Annotated in this window: 16 protein-coding genes; 9 read left to right on the forward strand and 7 right to left on the reverse strand. The window is 43.6% G+C overall.

Features of this window, described 5'->3' with window-relative positions:
* Positions 1-21: 21 nt before the first annotated feature.
* Complete coding sequence (locus tag AB4238_RS05810; protein ID WP_372032163.1) at positions 22-570, reverse strand: type II secretion system protein; 549 nt, start codon at positions 568-570, stop codon at positions 22-24.
* Between the two features lie 147 nt (positions 571-717).
* On the opposite strand from AB4238_RS05810, the gene ung reads away from it, so the two are divergent.
* Positions 718-1,383, forward strand: coding sequence for a uracil-DNA glycosylase (gene ung / locus AB4238_RS05815; RefSeq protein ID WP_372032213.1), 666 nt, complete (start codon positions 718-720; stop codon positions 1,381-1,383).
* Between the two features lie 26 nt (positions 1,384-1,409).
* Here the strand turns inward: ung and AB4238_RS05820 are convergent, their stop codons facing one another.
* From AB4238_RS05820 to AB4238_RS05835, 4 genes are all read right to left on the reverse strand, one after another.
* Complete coding sequence (locus AB4238_RS05820) at positions 1,410-2,027, reverse strand: 5-formyltetrahydrofolate cyclo-ligase (RefSeq protein WP_372032164.1); 618 nt, start codon at positions 2,025-2,027, stop codon at positions 1,410-1,412.
* Between the two features lie 203 nt (positions 2,028-2,230).
* Positions 2,231-3,094: a PA4780 family RIO1-like protein kinase gene (locus AB4238_RS05825; protein WP_372032165.1), complete on the reverse strand. Its 864-nt coding sequence runs from the start codon at positions 3,092-3,094 to the stop codon at positions 2,231-2,233.
* A gap of 68 nt (positions 3,095-3,162) precedes the next feature.
* Positions 3,163-4,632 carry a hypothetical protein gene (locus AB4238_RS05830; RefSeq protein WP_372032167.1) on the reverse strand — a complete coding sequence of 490 codons (1,470 nt, stop codon included), beginning with the start codon at positions 4,630-4,632 and terminating at the stop codon, positions 3,163-3,165.
* Between the two features lie 104 nt (positions 4,633-4,736).
* Entirely contained in the window at positions 4,737-5,681 is a 945-nt protein-coding gene (locus AB4238_RS05835) for a phospholipase A (protein WP_372032168.1), read from the reverse strand.
* A gap of 416 nt (positions 5,682-6,097) precedes the next feature.
* Here AB4238_RS05835 and cobA point away from each other — a divergent pair, with 416 nt between their 5' ends.
* The 6 genes from cobA (at position 6,098) to AB4238_RS05865 (ending at position 12,601) form a co-directional block, all read left to right on the forward strand.
* Positions 6,098-6,913, forward strand: a complete 816-nt coding sequence (gene cobA / locus AB4238_RS05840) for a uroporphyrinogen-III C-methyltransferase (protein WP_372032169.1) — start codon at positions 6,098-6,100, stop codon at positions 6,911-6,913.
* 41 nt (positions 6,914-6,954) lie between these two features.
* Positions 6,955-7,863 carry a sulfate adenylyltransferase subunit CysD gene (gene cysD, locus AB4238_RS05845; protein ID WP_371994544.1) on the forward strand — a complete coding sequence of 303 codons (909 nt, stop codon included), beginning with the start codon at positions 6,955-6,957 and terminating at the stop codon, positions 7,861-7,863.
* A gap of 43 nt (positions 7,864-7,906) precedes the next feature.
* Positions 7,907-9,346 (forward strand): sulfate adenylyltransferase subunit CysN, encoded by a 1,440-nt coding sequence (gene cysN / locus AB4238_RS05850; protein WP_372032170.1) that lies wholly within the window; start codon positions 7,907-7,909, stop codon positions 9,344-9,346.
* A gap of 2 nt (positions 9,347-9,348) precedes the next feature.
* Positions 9,349-11,073: an SLC13 family permease gene (locus AB4238_RS05855; protein ID WP_372032171.1), complete on the forward strand. Its 1,725-nt coding sequence runs from the start codon at positions 9,349-9,351 to the stop codon at positions 11,071-11,073.
* A gap of 77 nt (positions 11,074-11,150) precedes the next feature.
* Positions 11,151-11,768 carry an adenylyl-sulfate kinase gene (cysC, locus tag AB4238_RS05860; RefSeq protein ID WP_372032172.1) on the forward strand — a complete coding sequence of 206 codons (618 nt, stop codon included), beginning with the start codon at positions 11,151-11,153 and terminating at the stop codon, positions 11,766-11,768.
* Positions 11,769-12,028: 260 nt separating this feature from the next.
* Positions 12,029-12,601, forward strand: a complete 573-nt coding sequence (locus tag AB4238_RS05865) for a YdeI family protein (protein ID WP_372032174.1) — start codon at positions 12,029-12,031, stop codon at positions 12,599-12,601.
* 55 nt (positions 12,602-12,656) lie between these two features.
* Here the strand turns inward: AB4238_RS05865 and AB4238_RS05870 are convergent, their stop codons facing one another.
* Entirely contained in the window at positions 12,657-13,517 is an 861-nt protein-coding gene (locus tag AB4238_RS05870) for a TIGR03899 family protein (RefSeq protein WP_372032176.1), read from the reverse strand.
* Between the two features lie 62 nt (positions 13,518-13,579).
* The gene (locus AB4238_RS05875; RefSeq protein WP_372032177.1) at positions 13,580-14,767 is read right to left on the reverse strand and encodes an MFS transporter; all 1,188 of its coding nucleotides are present in this window, start codon (positions 14,765-14,767) and stop codon (positions 13,580-13,582) included.
* Positions 14,768-15,393: 626 nt separating this feature from the next.
* On the opposite strand from AB4238_RS05875, the gene AB4238_RS05880 reads away from it, so the two are divergent.
* Complete coding sequence (locus AB4238_RS05880) at positions 15,394-16,809, forward strand: hypothetical protein (RefSeq protein ID WP_372032179.1); 1,416 nt, start codon at positions 15,394-15,396, stop codon at positions 16,807-16,809.
* 59 nt (positions 16,810-16,868) lie between these two features.
* Positions 16,869-18,017 carry an imelysin family protein gene (locus tag AB4238_RS05885; RefSeq protein WP_372032180.1) on the forward strand — a complete coding sequence of 383 codons (1,149 nt, stop codon included), beginning with the start codon at positions 16,869-16,871 and terminating at the stop codon, positions 18,015-18,017.
* Positions 18,018-18,056 lie beyond the last annotated feature (39 nt).

Genomic DNA, 18,056 nt, shown 5'->3' on the forward strand with positions numbered 1-18,056 from the left:
CTTAACTTAACTTAACTTAGTTTAACTGTTTGGAGCTGAGTCTACTGTAACGGAGCCTAAATTAGAATCATGTTGAATTGATAGATTGGTATTTTCTCTATAGTTAAATGTACAAGTCGCTGTTGCGCTATAGATTGCTTTATAGCCCGTCTTATCGGCATTATTGTGATTAGATACACTCGGCTCATCACCTTGAAATATAACTTGCCAGACCGAAATACAATCTTCTACATTATCAAGTTTGGGCGATGCTTCATTGCCATGAATATAGTGCTGAGCAGGCCAGTCATTAGCATTAAAGTCAACTTCACCTGATTGCGCAGTACCAAATACAGATAGGTCTTCAACGGGGCCACGGCCCACTTTTACAGCCCATACAGCTCTAGACAGATCAAGCCCTGATTTAAATGCACCTGCTGTGCCTTTAACTGTCGATACTTGTGCATCTTCAGACAAGTTAATGAACTTAGGTAAAGCAATAACTGCGAGGATCCCTAGGATAATGATGGCAACAACAAGCTCTATTAATGTAAATCCAGACTGTGACTTTGAAGATGAAGGGGTCAACATTTGAGAGGCCGTCCTAGGCAAAAAATGAGCGCATATTTAATCACCTCAGTGACTGAATACCAATGACTAAACCTCAAACAATCTAATGGATTGCATGGGATAAGCCGAACTTTTACTATAGAGGGAAATACTTATATGAGCAGAGCTATGGCTACGGAATCAAGCTGGCAACAATTCATCCAGCAGCAGAAACAGCAGGACTACTTTATTGAGCTTGAGGCATTTGTTAGCGCAGAGCGAGCAGATAAAGTTATCTACCCTGATGAGTCCTCGGTGCTTTCAGCATTTGAACATACTCCGCTGGAAAAGGTTCGGGTGGTGCTTATTGGACAGGATCCATACCACGGACCAAATCAAGCCCATGGCTTGTGCTTCTCTGTGCAAAAAGGGGTAAAAATCCCGCCATCATTGGTCAATATGTATAAAGAGCTAGCGACCGATATTGAAGGCTTTAAAACGCCGGAACATGGTAATCTGCAAGCTTGGGCTGAGCAGGGAGTGTTGATGCTAAATACGGTGTTGACCGTTGAGCAAGGTAAAGCACATTCTCATGCTAAATCGGGTTGGGAAACATTTACCACCAATGTGCTGCTGCATCTCAATGCACAATCACAACCGATTATTTTTGTGCTCTGGGGGGCTCATGCGAAGAAGAAGGGCAAGGTGATAACGGCTAAGCAGCACCAAATTGTCTCTGGCCCCCACCCATCGCCATTGTCAGCTTATCGAGGTTTTTTTGGTTGTAAGCACTTCTCTCATATCAATACTTTAATTGCACAACAAGGCGGCCAACCAATTGATTGGCAGGTATAAAATACTGTAACTGCCATAAGTTTGGGCTAACCAAATGAGTAGTTTTTCGATGGTGTAATAATGAATGGCAGCGGAATATCCCATAGCTGACTGACAAGTTTACTGACTTGTTGGCAGTCATGGGCATAACCAATAGGCAATGGTTTGCCCGTCGCTTGCCAATTGGCTAAGGTTCTGTCGTAGTAACCGCCCCCCATCCCCATTCTATTGCCGAATCTATCAAATGCTACCAGCGGGGTTATCACCACGTCTAATTGATGCGGCAGGATCATTTGGGTGATGTTGAGTTTGGGTTCCCAAATACCTAAGCTATTTTTCTCTAGAACGCTCTTTGGCTCATATTGAAGAAAGATCAGGTTGCCAGCACTAAAGGGGTGTAGCCTAGGCAGGTAAACTTCAACGCCATGCTGCCATAGCATTTCAATCAAAGGCGCAGTGTCGAGCTCACTGTCATTCGTCAGGTAGAGTGCAACCTTAAAGGCTTGGAGTTTATTGAGTTTTTCTAACGCACTTTTTGCAGCTAAAACTGAGGACTGTTTCTGTTGCGCTAAACTCAAATTACGACGAGCTGCACGTACAGCTTTACGTATGGCCTTAGGGCTATTGGAATCAATTGATTGGTTGCTATCTGCTGCTAATGACATAGGATTAAACTGAGTTTAGTAGATAAACTTGAGTCTACGGGCTGATTGGTGCAATCGCAATCGCAAAAAGTTCATCTTGATAGGCCTAGATTTTCCACGATAGCTTAGATATTGCAGACTTAATACCAGCCAGTAAAAAGCCCAACAGTGTATTTGTTGGGCTGTAGATGATTCAATTGAATGAAAGCGTTTACTGACGAATATTAATATTCATCCTCTTCAGCTGCATCTTTAATACGCTCTTTACGCTCCTGTTCCTCTTCAAACGCAGCTTGGATCTCTTCCAAGACCGCATCTATATCAGCTGTATGTTCGCTTTCAACAAACTCACCGGTTAACTCACTGTCAGGAGATAGTTCACCGGATTCGAACTTTAACCACATCTCTTGCGCATATTTGGTGTTTAGTAACGCTGGAGCAAACTGACCGTAGTATTGGGTCATATTGTTCACGTCACGTAATAACATACGTTTGGCATTATTATTCGCTGCGGCATCCACTGCTTGTGGCAGATCGATAATCACCGGACCTTCGTCGTCAAGCAGTACGTTGAATTCAGAGAGATCACCATGGATAAGGCCAGCGCAAAGCATACGCTGAACATCTTTCATCACTTGATAGTGATGTGCTGTCGCCATCTCTGCAGTAAGGCTAATATCATTGAGCCTTGGTGCCACGTAGCCAGCGTCGTCAGTGACCAGCTCCATTAACAATACACCGTCAAAGCAGCCATAGGGTTTAGGTACTCGTACACCGGCATAAGCTAGGCGAAATAGCGCATCAACTTCGGCATTTTGCCAAGCCTGTTCTTGCTCTTGGCGGCCATAATTTGAGCCTTTTTCCATCGCACGAGCACGGCGACTATTACGGCCTTTGCGACCTTCGCGGTATTCGACAGCTTTTTTAAAGCTACGTTTGTCAGCTTCTTTGTAGATTTTCGCGCAGCGGACATCATCGCCACATCTCACGATATAGACATCAGCTTCTTTGCCGCTCATTAATGGACGAACAACTTCGTCTATTAATCCTTCATCAACCAATGGTTGGAGTCGTTTAGGGGTTTTCATAGTGCTCTTATACCTTACTTAAGCAAGCTATGGAACAAAAGTGGGAAATTCATCATATAAAGATGACTCTATGGCAGTGTTTTTGCGCTTATAGGCTTACTACCCGCAGATAAACGTTTTGGGCTTTTGGATTCAGTGGCAATCAAATGCGGGGTTTTAGGTTGATTCAGAGCAAGCCCTGTCAGAGCGATGTGTGGCGAGATCCCTATACCTGAAATTAACTTTCCTTGGGCGCTATAAGTTAATGCTGCGCTGTATTTTATGTTGATCCCGCTCTGTTTCAGCTTCAACGAATGACGTGGGCTTAAACTGCCTCTGGTTTGCTCCCCTAATAAGCTAACATTTGGCCAACTTGCCGCCCTGAGTGTTAGCCATTCACACTCTTGCTGACAGCTCGAATCGACGAGTAAATGTAGCTGTCTTTTTTCACTCGCCGCGTTGGAATATTCCTCAGTTCTGCGTACCAGCCAATGGCTAAAAGCTTGTGTTGCATCAAACTGCCTATTAAACCCTACAGTTTCTAATTGAGTTTGTACAAAAAATGGTAAATCTTCTAACGGAAAAAAAGCTTGTTTTGAGAAGGTGGCAGAAGTTGAGCTTGGAAAACGTTTGTATTTTATCAAGCCAATGGTGCTGTTATAAGGCGTGTAGCGAGGAGCAACGTTATCGTTAATCCATTGGTTAAGTCGGTTATCTATTGAAGTTAACTGTCGAATATCCAGTAGAATAGGGTTGCTAGTGCTGGCTTCAAGTCGCTTAAAAAACATTTCCTTAGGCGCAGAATATGCTGGGTATTGTAAAGTATCTCGTGCCAAAGACGCTTGCTTATGTACAAGTGTCGCGCTGTAGCTTACATCATTATTGCTATCGCTTGAGCTGCCTAATCGCATCGTACGTTGAATGCTATCGCCAGCTGAATTTGTAAAAGTGAATTGAGCCGAATCCGAGAGGGGAAGGCCTATATCTTGTCTAAGTTGGTTAATGCGAGATATCCAACGACTTTGCTCTATGGCTGATAGTTTTAAAGAGTCCGGGATATATTGTTGAGCGGCTGATACCCACCGAGCGATTGGCAGGCCATCAATGTGGGTGAGATATGGATAGTCTTCATCTAAATGTTCTCTTATCGACATAAATGCAAGCCAGTGCTTGCCATCATGGTGTAACACGCCTTGGAAACTTGTTAGCACATTGGATTTAGGCGCGCTTTGGGGCAATGTTACGCTTATTGCAGGATCGTTTAATGTCGACAGCAAAGCTTGTAAACGAATCTGGAATACTGAGCTGTTAGTGTGCGGGAGATTGGCGAGTAGCAAACGTTGTGCGGCCAAATTAAATTTGTGTTTTTTGCCAGGATCTAATGCCGCAAAAGCGGATTTTTGATTGATGTCACTGAGTACTTGCTGAATGTCTTGTTTTTGCTGCTCTGAAGTTAGCTGGTAGGAGGCGCTGTGCGGGAAAAAAGAGATCCTAATTAGCTGCACGGCACTTATGCACATCATAGTTGCAAAGACAAAGAAGATGCTTCTAACACTCACTACCATATCCAATCCTTGATATGGGCAGGCGTCATTTAGTCATAAGCCTGCCGGTCGATCTCTTCGGGTTACAACATCGTTCCCCGCACTTCCCCGCTATTTGGCTAAAGAATGTCGTTAATCGAGATCCCTATGCCTATGCGTTGGTTATGTGAATTATAGTCGATTAAACTTTCACCGTAGCCATTAAAGTATTGGGTGTATAAGCGTAAGTTGCCCATGATCGGATAACTCCAAGTAAATTCAACCGCGCCATAGTTAGGTTTTTGTACATAGTTACGTACCATCAAAGTAAATCTATGCTCATCCAGCCCATAAACACCTCTAAATTCAATATTACCCATATAGTCTGTAATATCTGGATTATCGTCTCCTTGAGGCGATGTCGGTGTCTCTTTTTCATCCTCGGGGATGCGCCACCATGCTTTTGCTTCGAGCGCAAAAGGCCCTGAGTCGAATACCATCATGCCGTAAATACGATTCCAACTTCTTGATAAAGAGCCTGCCTGACCATTTGATTGATGCACCGCGCCCACCCCCCAAAAAGAGTTTTTTAAAGGACCTAGCTGCCAGTCGTTAGTAAATAACATAAATAGTTCAGGTTCATGATTTGTTTCTCTAAACGGCGAAGAGATATCTTTGTTATAAACCTGCCAATAAGATTGGTTGGTATAAGCGGCAAATAGATGGCCGTTGTCGCCAAAAACATTGTGCCACAGTGGAAATTTAAAACTTATTTGAAATTTAGCTTCTAAATTATCAAGGGTAAAAGGGTGCTCTTTGGCCTCTTGAGCAAAGGGTTCCATATTCGGTGAACTGTTGTAAGTCACAGGAAGAATGTAGTTCACCTTATGCGGTGTTATCACATAAGGGCGGTCACCGGTTTCTGTTTCTTGGGTAATGCGGTTATCTACCAGTGACTTTTCACGCTTCACTTCGATATCTTCAGTGCTGCTACTTGCTTGCTCTGTGCTTTTAACTGGGTCGGCAACTGATGTAAATGTGCAACTTAATCCAATAGACAAAAATAGTGCGCCTAGCTTGTTCATAACATTCCCTGAAAGTGATTAAAACTGTGCTTTTTTAATTTGCGAACAAGTTTACCTAGCAACTGAGGTTATTAACAGAGTTACAGCAAGCTCGTAACTGACTCTATGATGCCGTTAAAGCGTAATACTTGCAGTCAATGCTGTGATGAAAAGCTAATATTGACCAAGCTAACTAGATCCAAATGCAATAACTTAGTGCTGAATAGCTGCTCGTTGACTGGCTGGTTTAGCATGAACAATACTGCTGATTATTATAAATTACTGATTTTGTTTGTTTTCTTGGTGTTTTAATACTGATTTTATGACATGTACTACTTTTCTAATAACTAAAAGTTATAAATGATTTGAATTTTCTATTTATTATGGAATAAGAGGGCGGCTATATTCAGGCTATCAAATTAGAGTGAGGGTGCGTGATGGAGATTGTAACTTTACCGGGTCAAGCCGCAGGTGGAAAAGTGTGGCTAGTAGGTGCAGGCCCTGGTGATGTCGATCTACTAACAGTCAAAGCTTATCGAGTGTTGCAAAGCGCCGATGTAGTGCTTTATGACGCTTTAGTTAGCGAAGATATCATGGCGCTTATTCCTAATAAAGCAGAAAAAATAGCTGTGGGGAAACGTGCAGGCAAGCACAGTGCAGCGCAAAGCGAAATCAATCAACTATTGGTAACCAAAGCCTACACCCGTAAAAACGTAGTACGCCTTAAAGGTGGCGACCCGTTTATTTTTGGTCGTGGTGGGGAAGAGTTACAGACAATTGTTGAAGCTGGTCTCTCATTTGAAGTGGTCCCTGGAATTACTGCTGCAAGCGGCACCGCTGCTTATGCGGGGATCCCATTAACGCACCGAGATTATGCGCAAGGAGTGAGTTTTATCACTGGCCATTGCCAACTAGAAAGTCGTCCTATGGACTGGCAGGGTTACGCAAACCCCAACAATACCTTAGTGGTATACATGGGGATCTTAAATGCCAACATTATCAAAGCTGGTTTGCTGGGCGCTGGACGCTCTGCAGACACGCCTGTTGCTATCGTGTCGAAAGCGACAACTCATGAGCAGCGTACCTTTGTCGGTACACTCGACAATATTGAACAACTTGCATCCAATCCAGAACTTGTCATGCCAGCCTTAATGGTGATTGGTGAGGTGGTCGAATTGGCTGATAGCTTGAACTGGTTTAAGCCTCAAGGTTTGCCAAGTAGTGATGTAAGTTTAAACAAACAAGTTAAATAGATGTGCTTAGCACAATAGAATCAAGAAGACGGAGAATTAGCATGGCCGCCAAAGAGTTAAGCCATTTGCAACAACTAGAAGCTGAGAGTATTCAAATTATCCGCGAAGTAGCGGCAGAGTTTGATAACCCAGTGATGATGTATTCCATCGGTAAAGACTCTTCAGTGATGCTGCATCTAGCACGCAAAGCTTTCTACCCAGGAAAGATCCCATTTCCTCTGTTGCATGTCGATACTGACTGGAAGTTCAAAGAGATGATTGCCTTTCGTGACGCACAGGCGAAAGAGTTTGGTTTTGAATTGCTAGTGCATAAAAACCCTGACGGTATTGAAATGGGCGTAGGTCCGTTTACCCACGGCAGTGCAAAGCATACCGACATCATGAAAACTCAAGGGCTTAAGCAAGCACTAAATAAATATGGTTTTGATGCAGCTTTTGGTGGCGCACGCCGCGATGAAGAAAAGTCTCGAGCAAAAGAGCGAGTGTACTCGTTCCGTGATAAGCACCATACCTGGGATCCTAAGAATCAACGTCCAGAACTATGGCGCACCTATAACGGCGCGGTGAATAAAGGCGAAAGTATCCGAGTTTTCCCTTTGTCTAACTGGACTGAGCTTGATATTTGGCAGTATATCTACCAAGAGAATATAGAGTTAGTTCCACTGTATTTTGCACAAAAGCGTCCGGTTGTTGAGCGTGATGGCATGATGATAATGGTTGATGATGAGAGGCTACCTTTAGAAGAGGGTGAAACGGCTAAAGAGGAATTAGTACGTTTTAGAACGTTAGGGTGTTACCCACTGACCGGTGCAATGCATTCAGAAGCCGATACGTTAGAGAAAATTATCGAAGAGATGTTGTTAACTCGCTCAAGTGAGCGACAGGGACGACTTATCGATTCAGATCAAAGTGCCTCGATGGAACTCAAAAAACGTCAAGGTTACTTCTAAGCGCGGCAAGTTACAGCCTTATTAGATTTCAAAGGAATTACTCATGAATCAAGCAGTCAATAACAACACCCGCTTAGCCGCTGAGCTTGAAGATTTAGGTGTGAAAGAATATTTATCTCAGCAGCAACATAAAGGTTTGCTGCGCTTTTTAACTTGCGGTAGCGTCGATGATGGTAAAAGTACCTTAATTGGACGTTTACTGCATGACAGCGCCCAAATTTACGAAGATCAGTTAGCCAGTCTAAAAAATGATAGTGCTAAAGTGGGTACCACTGGCGAAGAGATTGATCTGGCATTACTGGTAGACGGCCTCCAGGCTGAACGTGAACAAGGGATCACTATCGATGTTGCCTATCGTTACTTTTCAAGTGATAAACGCAAATTCATTATTGCTGACACTCCAGGTCACGAACAGTACACGCGAAATATGGCAACCGGCGCTTCTACCTGTGATCTAGCGGTTATCTTGGTTGATGCGCGCTACGGCGTACAAACTCAAACTCGCCGTCATGCCTTTATCGCTTCGCAGTTAGGTTTGCGTCACTTTGTGGTTGCGATTAACAAGATGGACTTGCTTGGTTTCGATGAAAAAGTCTTTAATGATATTAAAGCTGAGTTTGCTGAATTTGCGGCGCAACTAGGCGATATCGATATTCGTTATGTGCCACTTTCAGCATTAAAAGGCGATAACGTTGTTGAACGCAGCGCGCAAACTCCTTGGTATACCGATGGCACTTTGCTAGAGCTATTAGAGACTATCGATACTCGTCGTGAACTCAATAATTTGCCAGTGCGTTTCCCTGTGCAATATGTATTGCGCCCGGATCTCGATTTTAGAGGCTTCTCTGGCACTCTGTCTTCAGGGATTATTAAAGTTGGTGACGAGCTAGTAGCTTTGCCTTCAGGTAAGCGCAGTAAGGTTGAGCGTATCGTGACATTTGATGGTGATCTTCAAGAGGCTATTGCAGGACAAGCGGTAACCTTAACACTTGAAGATGAAATCGATATCTCTCGTGGCGATCTACTATCACAAGTTGAAGATGCGCCAACATTGGCTAATCAGGTGAGCGCAGATATCGCTTGGATGGACGAAAAGCCGCTGCAAATAGGCCAGTTGTATGATCTAAAAGTGGCCGGTAAAAAGCTACAAGCGAGTGTAGCTAATATTGAGTATTTAGTTGATATCAATACACTAGAGCGCAAAGATAGTGAGGTGATTGGTCTAAATGACATGGCGCGAGTAACGCTTGAGTTAAATGAAGCGATTGCAATCGATGCATACACTTTGATCCGAGATACCGGTGGCATGATCTTAATCGATCGGTTGTCGAATGCGACAGTCGCAGCGGTAATGGCTGTGACAACTTCAAAAGCAAAGCCCGCAAGCAGTCAGTTTACTGATTTTGAACTTGAGCTTAATGCATTGATCCGTAAGCAGTATCCGCATTGGCAAGCGCTAGATATAAGTAAGTTAGAGGGCTAGCCGTGTCAGAGCTGTGGGTGTTATCAAGCATACTGTTTGTCCTTGTTACAGCCTTAATGGCTGGAATATGGACACCCGCAGCCCTATTTTTTACCGCCGCATTAACCACTTATCTTCTTGGGATGGTGGAGTTGGAAACAGCATTGGCAAGTTTCACCAATGCAGGCTTAGTGACGTTAGTGTTGATCATTCTGTCGACGACCGCGTTAGAGAAAACGTCATTGCTGGGCAAGCTTAGCCAAGTGGTGGGTCAGGGGTCATTAGCATCAACCATGGCAAAGCTCGGCTTTTCAACTGCGATTTTGTCTTCGTTTACCAATAATACTGCAGTGGTGTCATCCTTAATTGGTGTGGTGAGGCGTAATCAGTCACACGCACCGGCTAAGTTATTACTGCCACTGTCATATGCAGCCATCCTCGGTGGCACCTTAACGTTGATTGGCACTTCTACCAATCTTATTGTTAATTCCTTTGTTGAAAACGCAGGCTTAGTCCCCCTAGGCTTTTTTGAGTTTTCACTGATTGGTGTAGTGATCGTCACGCTTGGTGTTGGTTTACTGGTATTACTTGCCAATGTGCTGCCAGATAGACGTGAAGAAAGTGCAGAGGAAAGCTTACCTTACCTGCTTGAGGCGCGTGTGGCTAAACAGTCGCAGTTGATTGGTAAGAGTGTGTTAGATAACCGTCTACGTGCGTTGAAAAAACTCTACTTAGTTGAGCTTGAGCGTAGTGGTATACGTATTTGCCCTGTTCCTCCGCATCTAGTGCTACAAAGTGAAGACATATTGCGCTTTGGTGGTGCAGTTGAATCGGTCGAATTATTGCATCAGTTTGATGGACTTGAATGGTTTGGTAAACAGCAAGCTAAAGGGCAGAACCTCATTGAAGCAGTACTTTCTCCAACATCAAAACTGGTTGGAGCCTCGTTAAAGGCATCCAAATTTAGAGAGCGTTTTGATGGTGCCGTGCTGGCTATTCGTCGTGGCCACGACCCGTTAAAAGGTGGCCTTGGTGATATTGAATTACAAGCGGGTGATGTCTTATTGATTACTCCCGGCGATAGTTTTAGCCATAACGCCAAGCTGGCCTCTGATTTTGTTGCGGTAAGTGGTTTAGATTTGAGTGTTCGGTTAGATAATAAACGCAGTCGTTGGGTGCTCGGCGGCTTTGTATTAACCATTTTTGCCAGCCTTATAGGCGTTATGCCTTTGATTAAAGGCTTACTGCTACTGTTGATTAGCTATGTCGCTATTGGTGCCGTGAGCTTAACAGAGTTAAAGCGACGCTTTCCTATTGAGCTGGTTGTTATTGTAGGCAGTGCACTTAGTTTAGCTAATCTGATGTTATCGACGGGATTGGCAAATGATATTGCTAGTTTTATCTTAACGTCACTCAATGGATTTGGTGTTTTTGCTGCTTTTGTCTGTGTGTATTTTTTAACGCTACTGCTAACAGAGCTTATTACCAATAATGCGGCTGCAGCACTCGCTTTCCCGGTGGCTTACGCCATCGCCTTGAATTATGGCGTTGATACTCGGCCATTTATTTTAGCGGTTGTATTTGGCGCGAGTGCGAGTTTTATTTCGCCTTACGGTTATCAGACCAACCTAATGGTTTATAGCGCGGGAAATTATCGTTTTAGCGATTTTTTAAGAGTGGGAATACCGTTATCGGTATTGTACTCATCGATAGTCATTATTTTAGTGCCAATGCTGTTTCCGTTTTAGATTTTAGTCAATCTTAAGCGTGTTACCTGATAGCTTGGCACATTGTTATTTATTAGATTAATGTTTTTGGAGTGGTTATGTCTGACATCGTTTGGCACCAACATAGTATTGACCAAGAGTCTCGTGCAAAGCTGAAAGGGCAAAGCCCTGTACTACTATGGTTTACTGGGCTTTCTGGCTCTGGCAAGTCAACGCTAGCTGGAGCACTAGAGCGGGCACTGTATGATGCTGGCTTCCACACTTACCTGCTTGATGGTGACAATGTTAGGCATGGCCTGTGTAAAGACTTAGGCTTTAGTGCTGACGATAGAGATGAAAACCTACGCCGTGTTGGCGAAGTTGCCAAGTTGATGGTTGATGCCGGTCTAGTGGTGCTATCCGCTTTTATCTCGCCAACTAAAGAGGAGCGCGAGCGCGTCCGCGCACTTTTTGATGAGGGACGCTTTATTGAGGTTTATGTGTCTACGCCGATTGAGGTGTGTGAAGCGCGTGATCCTAAAGGACTTTATAAAAAAGCCCGATCGGGAGAGATTAAGGACTTTACTGGGATCTCCGCGCCATACGAAACACCAACGGCGGCGGAGCTGACCATAGACACCAATAAAGGTGATTTAGCATCTCAAGTTAGCGCGCTGCTCGACTATCTAGCCGCCATTCAAGTGATTGATGGAGCTAAGCTAAAAGCTACAGGTTAGTTTCCACTCAAGCTGAATTGAAAACAATGCCATGCATGGATTCATGTATGGCATTTTGTTTATAGGGCGACTGAGTTCTACAAAGCGACTTAATTTGAAAAGAAAAATTCTATTTGAGATATTAGATTCTATGAGATCTATAAAAGTGGTTAAGTTGTGTTTTACTGCAAGGGCCATTGTTTACAAAGAGGCAAATTAGATATGCTAATTTGTTAATTTTGATAAATTAAGTTCTGTCTACTAGCGGAGAACCTTGGTCGATGCCCGAACCAGAAAAATCGAGAATTGAATCTTTTGAGACTGGGCAAAAACTTGCTGAGTGGCTCAAACAACACCATGCAACTGAAACAGAGTTGTGGGTAAAGATATTTAAGAAAGGCTCAAAGATTCAGAGTGTGACTTGGGATGATGTGGTGGTAGAGGCTTTATGCTGGGGCTGGATAGATGGCGTAAAGAAGTCAATTGATGGGCAAGCTTACCTTCAACGTATTACCCCAAGGAAAACTCGCAGCAGCTGGTCTAAAAGAAATACTGAGCATGTCGAACGTTTGATAACTGAAGGGCGGATGAGGGAGCCTGGCTTGTTACAAGTCTTAGCTGCTAAAGAGGACGGGCGCTGGGAGAGTGCTTATCGTGTCAGTGAGATGGTGGTGCCTGCAGATTTCTTAGCCGAACTAGAAGCTCTGCCGCAAGCCAAGCAGTTTTTTGAAACGCTGAATAAATCGAGTCGTTATGTAATCGCTCATGGCCTGGCAAGTGCTAAGAAACTCGACACCAGACAGAGACGATTTAGCAAGTATATAACTATGCTGGTTAATAAGCAGAAGCCGTAGATAATGGGGCGCGTAAGCGACTATCAATAGATAGCGTCCTTTACTTATAATCTAACTAATCAATCCGAAAGTCTTGAGCAAATACTGCCTTTAATGCCTTGATATAGCTGGTGTCAGTATTGAAGTGGATCAACTGCGCAAGTTCATCGCCTACTGGCGTAAAACGATAATAGCTAAAGAACAGCTGACCACTTTTTGGTGTGAGCTTTAGCTTGATGTTACTGAGCGCAAAGTTAATCGGCTTTTTACTACTAAGTAGACCTGTTTCTAGTTCACTGCGGTGTAAAATTCCGGCCTCAATCAAGGTTAAAATATTGGAGTAGGGTAAACCAAACTGTGATAACGCTATATTGGTTTGGGTGGGCTTCTTAAATAGATGACCTAAACCACCGGCATGCTTAAAGCCAATGACTAGTTTCAATTTGCTCTCATTATTAACCAGTACTGACATCCCTAAGGCTTTTTCCAATATCTGCGCTTCTTTGTGGGTTAGCTGTTTTAAAGTGGTTAATGTACGGAGGCTAAAGTTACCCGGATTGGTGATCTCGCTGGCTAAAATACGCCCCCAAAGCTCCTGCATTTTGCGATTGTGGATCTGCTCCGCAAGCTGAAAGAATTGGTGCGCCCAATCGGCGTCGAGATCCATACCGGTTACATCAGATGGTGTTTGGCTTATGGCAATCTTATAGATGGTTTCTAAATTTGATTGGTACTGGTTAGCGAGCTTTTGCGCTCTATACGCGCTGCGTTCGGTAATAGAAGCACTACTTGGCCGGTAATCACCTTCGCTGCTGAGTCCAAGCATTCGTCCTAGTAGCAGTGCTTTCTTTCTTGCTGACACATCGGCTGATTTAGCGCTATCAATAACAGTTGGTTTGTCTGTATGCACTTTTGTGTCTTGCACTGTTTCAACCATCAGCCGAGTCCTTTGTAAACATTACAGTTATCTTTATGCCGAACAAGTCGTTCATTGTCTAGCTATTTGTCTGCATTAACCAGTGGTGCTAGCTTACCAAATAACGCTACCTCTTCGCCCCTTTGTGGATGTCGAGGCACATTTATCGCTAAGATCAGTGAGCAAACAGCGAAGCCTGCACCGATGTAAAATACCAGCGCTGGCGAGGTTAGCCACAAAAGCCCTAGAAGTGCAGGGATCACGACTGCCGCAATATGGTTAATGGTGAAACTGACCGACATAGTTGCGGCGATATCTTTGGGGTCGGCAATTTTCTGAAAGTAGGTCTTTACTGCAATCGCCATCGCAAAGAGTAGATGGTCAATCACATAGAGCGCTGCGGCAACTTCTGCATGCTCGACTAACGCATAGCTGACAAAAACCAGTATTAAACCAACATATTCAATCGTGAGTGCATTACGCTCACCAATACGACCAATGAAGCGGCCTATGGCAGGGGCAAATAACAGATTTACTACGTAATTGATTAAGAATAGTGAGGTGATCTGGCTGATACTGTAGCCAAACTTTTCAACCATCATAAAGCCTGCGAATACCATGAAGATCTGTCTTCTGGCACCGGAGAAAAAGGTCAGCATGTAATACAGCCAGTAGCGTTTTCTGAGAATGATTTTCTTGTGTTGTACTTCCCCCTGAGGAAACGTCGGGAAATACAAAGTGATGGTGATGACCATTACTAGCCCTAACACACCGATGATGGCATACATCCATTGGTAATCGAGCTGTAACCAAGTCATGATTATCCAAATACTGCCATAGCCCATCAAAGCTGCAGCGCTTCGCCACGCGAGCGCTTTTCCTAAGAAAGCTGCGGTATTTTTCTTTTCAACCCATTGAAGTGTAAGTGATTGATTGACTGTTTCAAAATAATGAAAGCCAATCGACATCAATACCGTGGTGATATATAACCCCAGCACTTGTGGAAAGAATCCGGTTATCGCAACTCCAACACAGAGCAAAGTTAACGACAGTAACGCAAAGGTCTGCTCTCTGATTAGCAGCAGTACAAAGATAGCAGTGAATGCTAGAAAGCCTGGAACCTCTCTCAAGCTTTGTAAAATACCTATCTCAGCACCAGTAAACTGTGCGCGTTCAATGACAAAATTGTTGAGCAACACCTGCCAGACGGCAAACACGAGTGACATGATGAATGTCATCCAAAGTAATAATTTTTGCGGGTTATTCTTCATTGAAACGATCCATGTACTACGGCGAAAGGATGAGCAGTATATACCCAATTAACATTAAGCAATACAAAGATGTGAATGCCTAAAAATATTCTCGCTTTTCGGATGCCAGATCCTTAGCTGCACTCGTCACGGCAGAGCTCTCTATTTTTACTTGCCCTAATTTCGGCTTTGTAATCTAACGAGTTGGGCATGAGTTGCTTACACAAAACCTGCTTTGCAACGTGGTAAGTGTTCAGCTTCGACTTGGTGTAAGTGCTTTCTACACAAGTACATATTCAGCACATATCGGCTGTGAACTTACCAATGTAAAGCCTTATGTATGCTCCACTCTCAGGCACTATTTTTAGCTAACAAGTTTGTAATAGCTAAATAACTACAGATTTCACCAATTTAATCTTTACTGTCATTTTTAAATTTATCTGCTATGTAGGTCAAATTTAGTTATTGAAATGTAACAGTTTATTGTTTGGGGGAATAAGTGTTACCGCTGTTTATTTGCTTTGGCTAATGTAAGTTTAATGTAAATTATATTGTAAAGAGTAATGCAAATCGTTCTCATTTGGTGTAGTTTGGCGGCAATTATTAGATATGCTGGTTTCCAGCAAGAATCAATCGAGAGCCGTTTTATGAAAAACATGTCAAAGCATGTGAAGCTAAATCTACTGGCCGCCACTATCGCTGGAGTATTCAGTGCCAACGCCATGTCTGCAACTGATCCTGAAGCGTTAGCCGCTGCGATTGCTAAGCAAGAAGCTGAGCTGGTGGCATTGAAGGGGCAACTTAAAGAGTTGGCTAAGCAACAGCAACAGCAAAATGCTCAGGCTGAGCAGCAGAAACGACAGCAGGTGGAGCAGCAAGCTGCAATTGAAACGGTTCAAGCTGAATCAAGCAAACTAAGTAAATTCTCTTTTAAGTCTTACGGTAGTGTCATCTATACCAATGATGAGTACTACGACAATGTTCAAGACACTACGCCTGAACGTCGTGGGCGCTTCGATTTAGAGCGTATTGTGACTGAGTTTGGCTATCAGTTTAACGATGAGTGGGACATGGAAGTTGAAATTGAATATGAGCATGGCGGTACTGGTTCATCTCTAGAGTACGACGGCTTTGATGAATTTGGCGAGTTTGAAGCTGAAGTCGAAGCTGGCGGTGAAGTTATGATAGAGAAAGCGCAAATTCGTTATCGTCCAAGCGATGCGTTTGGCGTTAAGTTCGGTAATATCCACCTACCTGTTGGTTTGAGTAGCACCCTACACAAGCCTAATCAATACCTTACTGTTCAGCGCCACAAAAGCGAGGCTGCAATGCTTCCAGCTGTCTGGAATGAAAACGGTATTGGTGTTTTTGGTGAAATCGCTAACTTCCATTATCAAGCGCAGGTTGTCAGCGGTTTAAATTCTGAATACTTCCGTACTTACGATTGGGTTGCTTCTGGTCACCAAAAACGCTTTGAGCATGTTAATGGTGATGATCTGGCATACGTCGTACGTTTAGATTACGGCAATTTTAAAAGCGGTTCGGCTGTCGGTGTTTCGTATTACTACGGTAATACCAGTGGTAACCGTCATAAAACTAACAAGATGAGTGCCGATGGTACCGTGGGTATTTTATCTGTTGCTGGCGCCTACGTTGAAGGTCCGTGGATCCTTCGCGGTCAATATCTTAACGGGACCTTGAGCGACTCAGAAGCCATTACTCAAGCGAATAAAACGACTCCAGGTTTGAAGCCGGGCAACTTTGCTCAATTAGGCAGCGAGTCTGAAGCTTTCTTTGTAGAAGCGGGCGTTGACTTAAGCCACTTTACCTCTATTCCAGTCACTATTTTTGCCAATATCGATTATTCAAATCCGCTTAAAGAGGTTGAATCGGGCATCGCCACTAAGCGATACGAAAATACCTGGATTAGCGGCGGTATCAACTATTTCCCAATTCCAGAAATTGTCATCAAGGCTGAAGCGGGTGTGCAGCAAGTTGCTGTGTCTTCAATCCCTGATACCAACTTTTTTGCGCTGGGCGTGGGCTACCAGTTCTCGCTATAAACAATTAAACACAAGTTAACTAAATCAAATTATCTAAGTTAAAAAAAATGGAGTTTTTAATGAAACAATTTACTCATTCAGCGGTTGCTGTCGCGTTAATTTCTGCACTTGCTGCATGTGGTGGTTCTGGTTCTGACAGTACACCAACAACTGAACCTGATAACTCTTTCTCGTTTGATGCCACTGAGATGGTGACCAACCTTACAGAGGATGTCATCGTTGCTGGTTACAATGACTTAGCGGGCGAAGGTGAAGCTTTATTACTCGCAACTCAAACATTGGTTGCAACCCCTACTCAGGCGAATTTAGAAGCAGCACAAGATGCATGGAAAGCGGCGCGTCAGCCTTGGGAGCAAGGTGAATCGCACATCTTCGGCCCAGTAGACTCAATGGGTATTGATCCACATTTAGATAGCTGGCCTTTGAACACCATTGATTTAACCACTGTTCTTTCTACAACGACAGGTTTTGATGCTGAAACCATTAAAAGTTGGAATGATGACGTGCAAGGTTTCCATACTATGGAATACCTATTATTTGGTGATGGTGTCGCTGATAACACTAAAGCCATTGCAGATCTAACGGCCAACGAACGTGACTATTTAATGGGGCTTGCTGAAGTATTCCGTGATTACACTAAAGACCTGGATGATGCATGGGTTGTTAGTCATGACGCTAGCACGGGCAAAGCTTATGGTGAATTACTTAAAAACCCTGGTAGTGATGGCAACACATTTTATAGCTCAAACGTCGGTGTAGTTGAAGAGCTAATTAACGGCATGATTGGTATTGTTGATGAAGTGGGCAACGGTAAAATCGCCGATCCATTTGGTGACACTGCCGCTAAGGCTGATACCTCAAAAGTTGAGTCGCAATATTCTTGGAACTCGCTAACTGACTTTAGTAATAACATCATTGGTGTACGTAATGTCTACCAAGGTGAGCTGACTGGTGCTGCAGACAAGCAAGGTATTGTTGATTTCGTTGCTGCGGCAGACAAGGGCTTAGCCACGCGTGTTGGCACTGAAATTGATAATGCTATTTTGACTATTCAAGCGATTGAAGGCTCAAATGACATGCCGTTCCGTCAAGCTATCTCTGATACTGAAGGTCGCACCCGCATCGAAACTGCAGTACAAGCATTAACTAAACTGCAAACAAGCCTAGAGTCAGATGTACTTCCACTATTAAAGACGTGGAAAGTGTAAATAAGTGACTTTTAAAAGGCATAGGGATCTCCCTATGCC

The sequence above is a fragment of the Shewanella sp. 10N.286.45.A1 genome, from assembly GCF_041470405.1.
GTDB lineage: Bacteria > Pseudomonadota > Gammaproteobacteria > Enterobacterales > Shewanellaceae > Shewanella.

Excerpts from the sequence above, each read along its gene's own strand:
- AB4238_RS05810 (WP_372032163.1), bottom strand. The coding sequence starts at position 570 with ATGTTGACCCCTTCATCTTCAAAGTCACAGTCTGGATTTACATTAATA.
- ung (WP_372032213.1), top strand. The coding sequence starts at position 718 with ATGGCTACGGAATCAAGCTGGCAACAATTCATCCAGCAGCAGAAACAG.
- AB4238_RS05820 (WP_372032164.1), bottom strand. The coding sequence starts at position 2,027 with ATGTCATTAGCAGCAGATAGCAACCAATCAATTGATTCCAATAGCCCT.
- AB4238_RS05825 (WP_372032165.1), bottom strand. The coding sequence starts at position 3,094 with ATGAAAACCCCTAAACGACTCCAACCATTGGTTGATGAAGGATTAATA.
- AB4238_RS05835 (WP_372032168.1), bottom strand. The coding sequence starts at position 5,681 with ATGAACAAGCTAGGCGCACTATTTTTGTCTATTGGATTAAGTTGCACA.
- cobA (WP_372032169.1), top strand. The coding sequence starts at position 6,098 with ATGGAGATTGTAACTTTACCGGGTCAAGCCGCAGGTGGAAAAGTGTGG.
- cysD (WP_371994544.1), top strand. The coding sequence starts at position 6,955 with ATGGCCGCCAAAGAGTTAAGCCATTTGCAACAACTAGAAGCTGAGAGT.
- cysN (WP_372032170.1), top strand. The coding sequence starts at position 7,907 with ATGAATCAAGCAGTCAATAACAACACCCGCTTAGCCGCTGAGCTTGAA.
- cysC (WP_372032172.1), top strand. The coding sequence starts at position 11,151 with ATGTCTGACATCGTTTGGCACCAACATAGTATTGACCAAGAGTCTCGT.
- AB4238_RS05865 (WP_372032174.1), top strand. The coding sequence starts at position 12,029 with ATGCCCGAACCAGAAAAATCGAGAATTGAATCTTTTGAGACTGGGCAA.
- AB4238_RS05870 (WP_372032176.1), bottom strand. The coding sequence starts at position 13,517 with ATGGTTGAAACAGTGCAAGACACAAAAGTGCATACAGACAAACCAACT.
- AB4238_RS05875 (WP_372032177.1), bottom strand. The coding sequence starts at position 14,767 with ATGAAGAATAACCCGCAAAAATTATTACTTTGGATGACATTCATCATG.
- AB4238_RS05880 (WP_372032179.1), top strand. The coding sequence starts at position 15,394 with ATGAAAAACATGTCAAAGCATGTGAAGCTAAATCTACTGGCCGCCACT.
- AB4238_RS05885 (WP_372032180.1), top strand. The coding sequence starts at position 16,869 with ATGAAACAATTTACTCATTCAGCGGTTGCTGTCGCGTTAATTTCTGCA.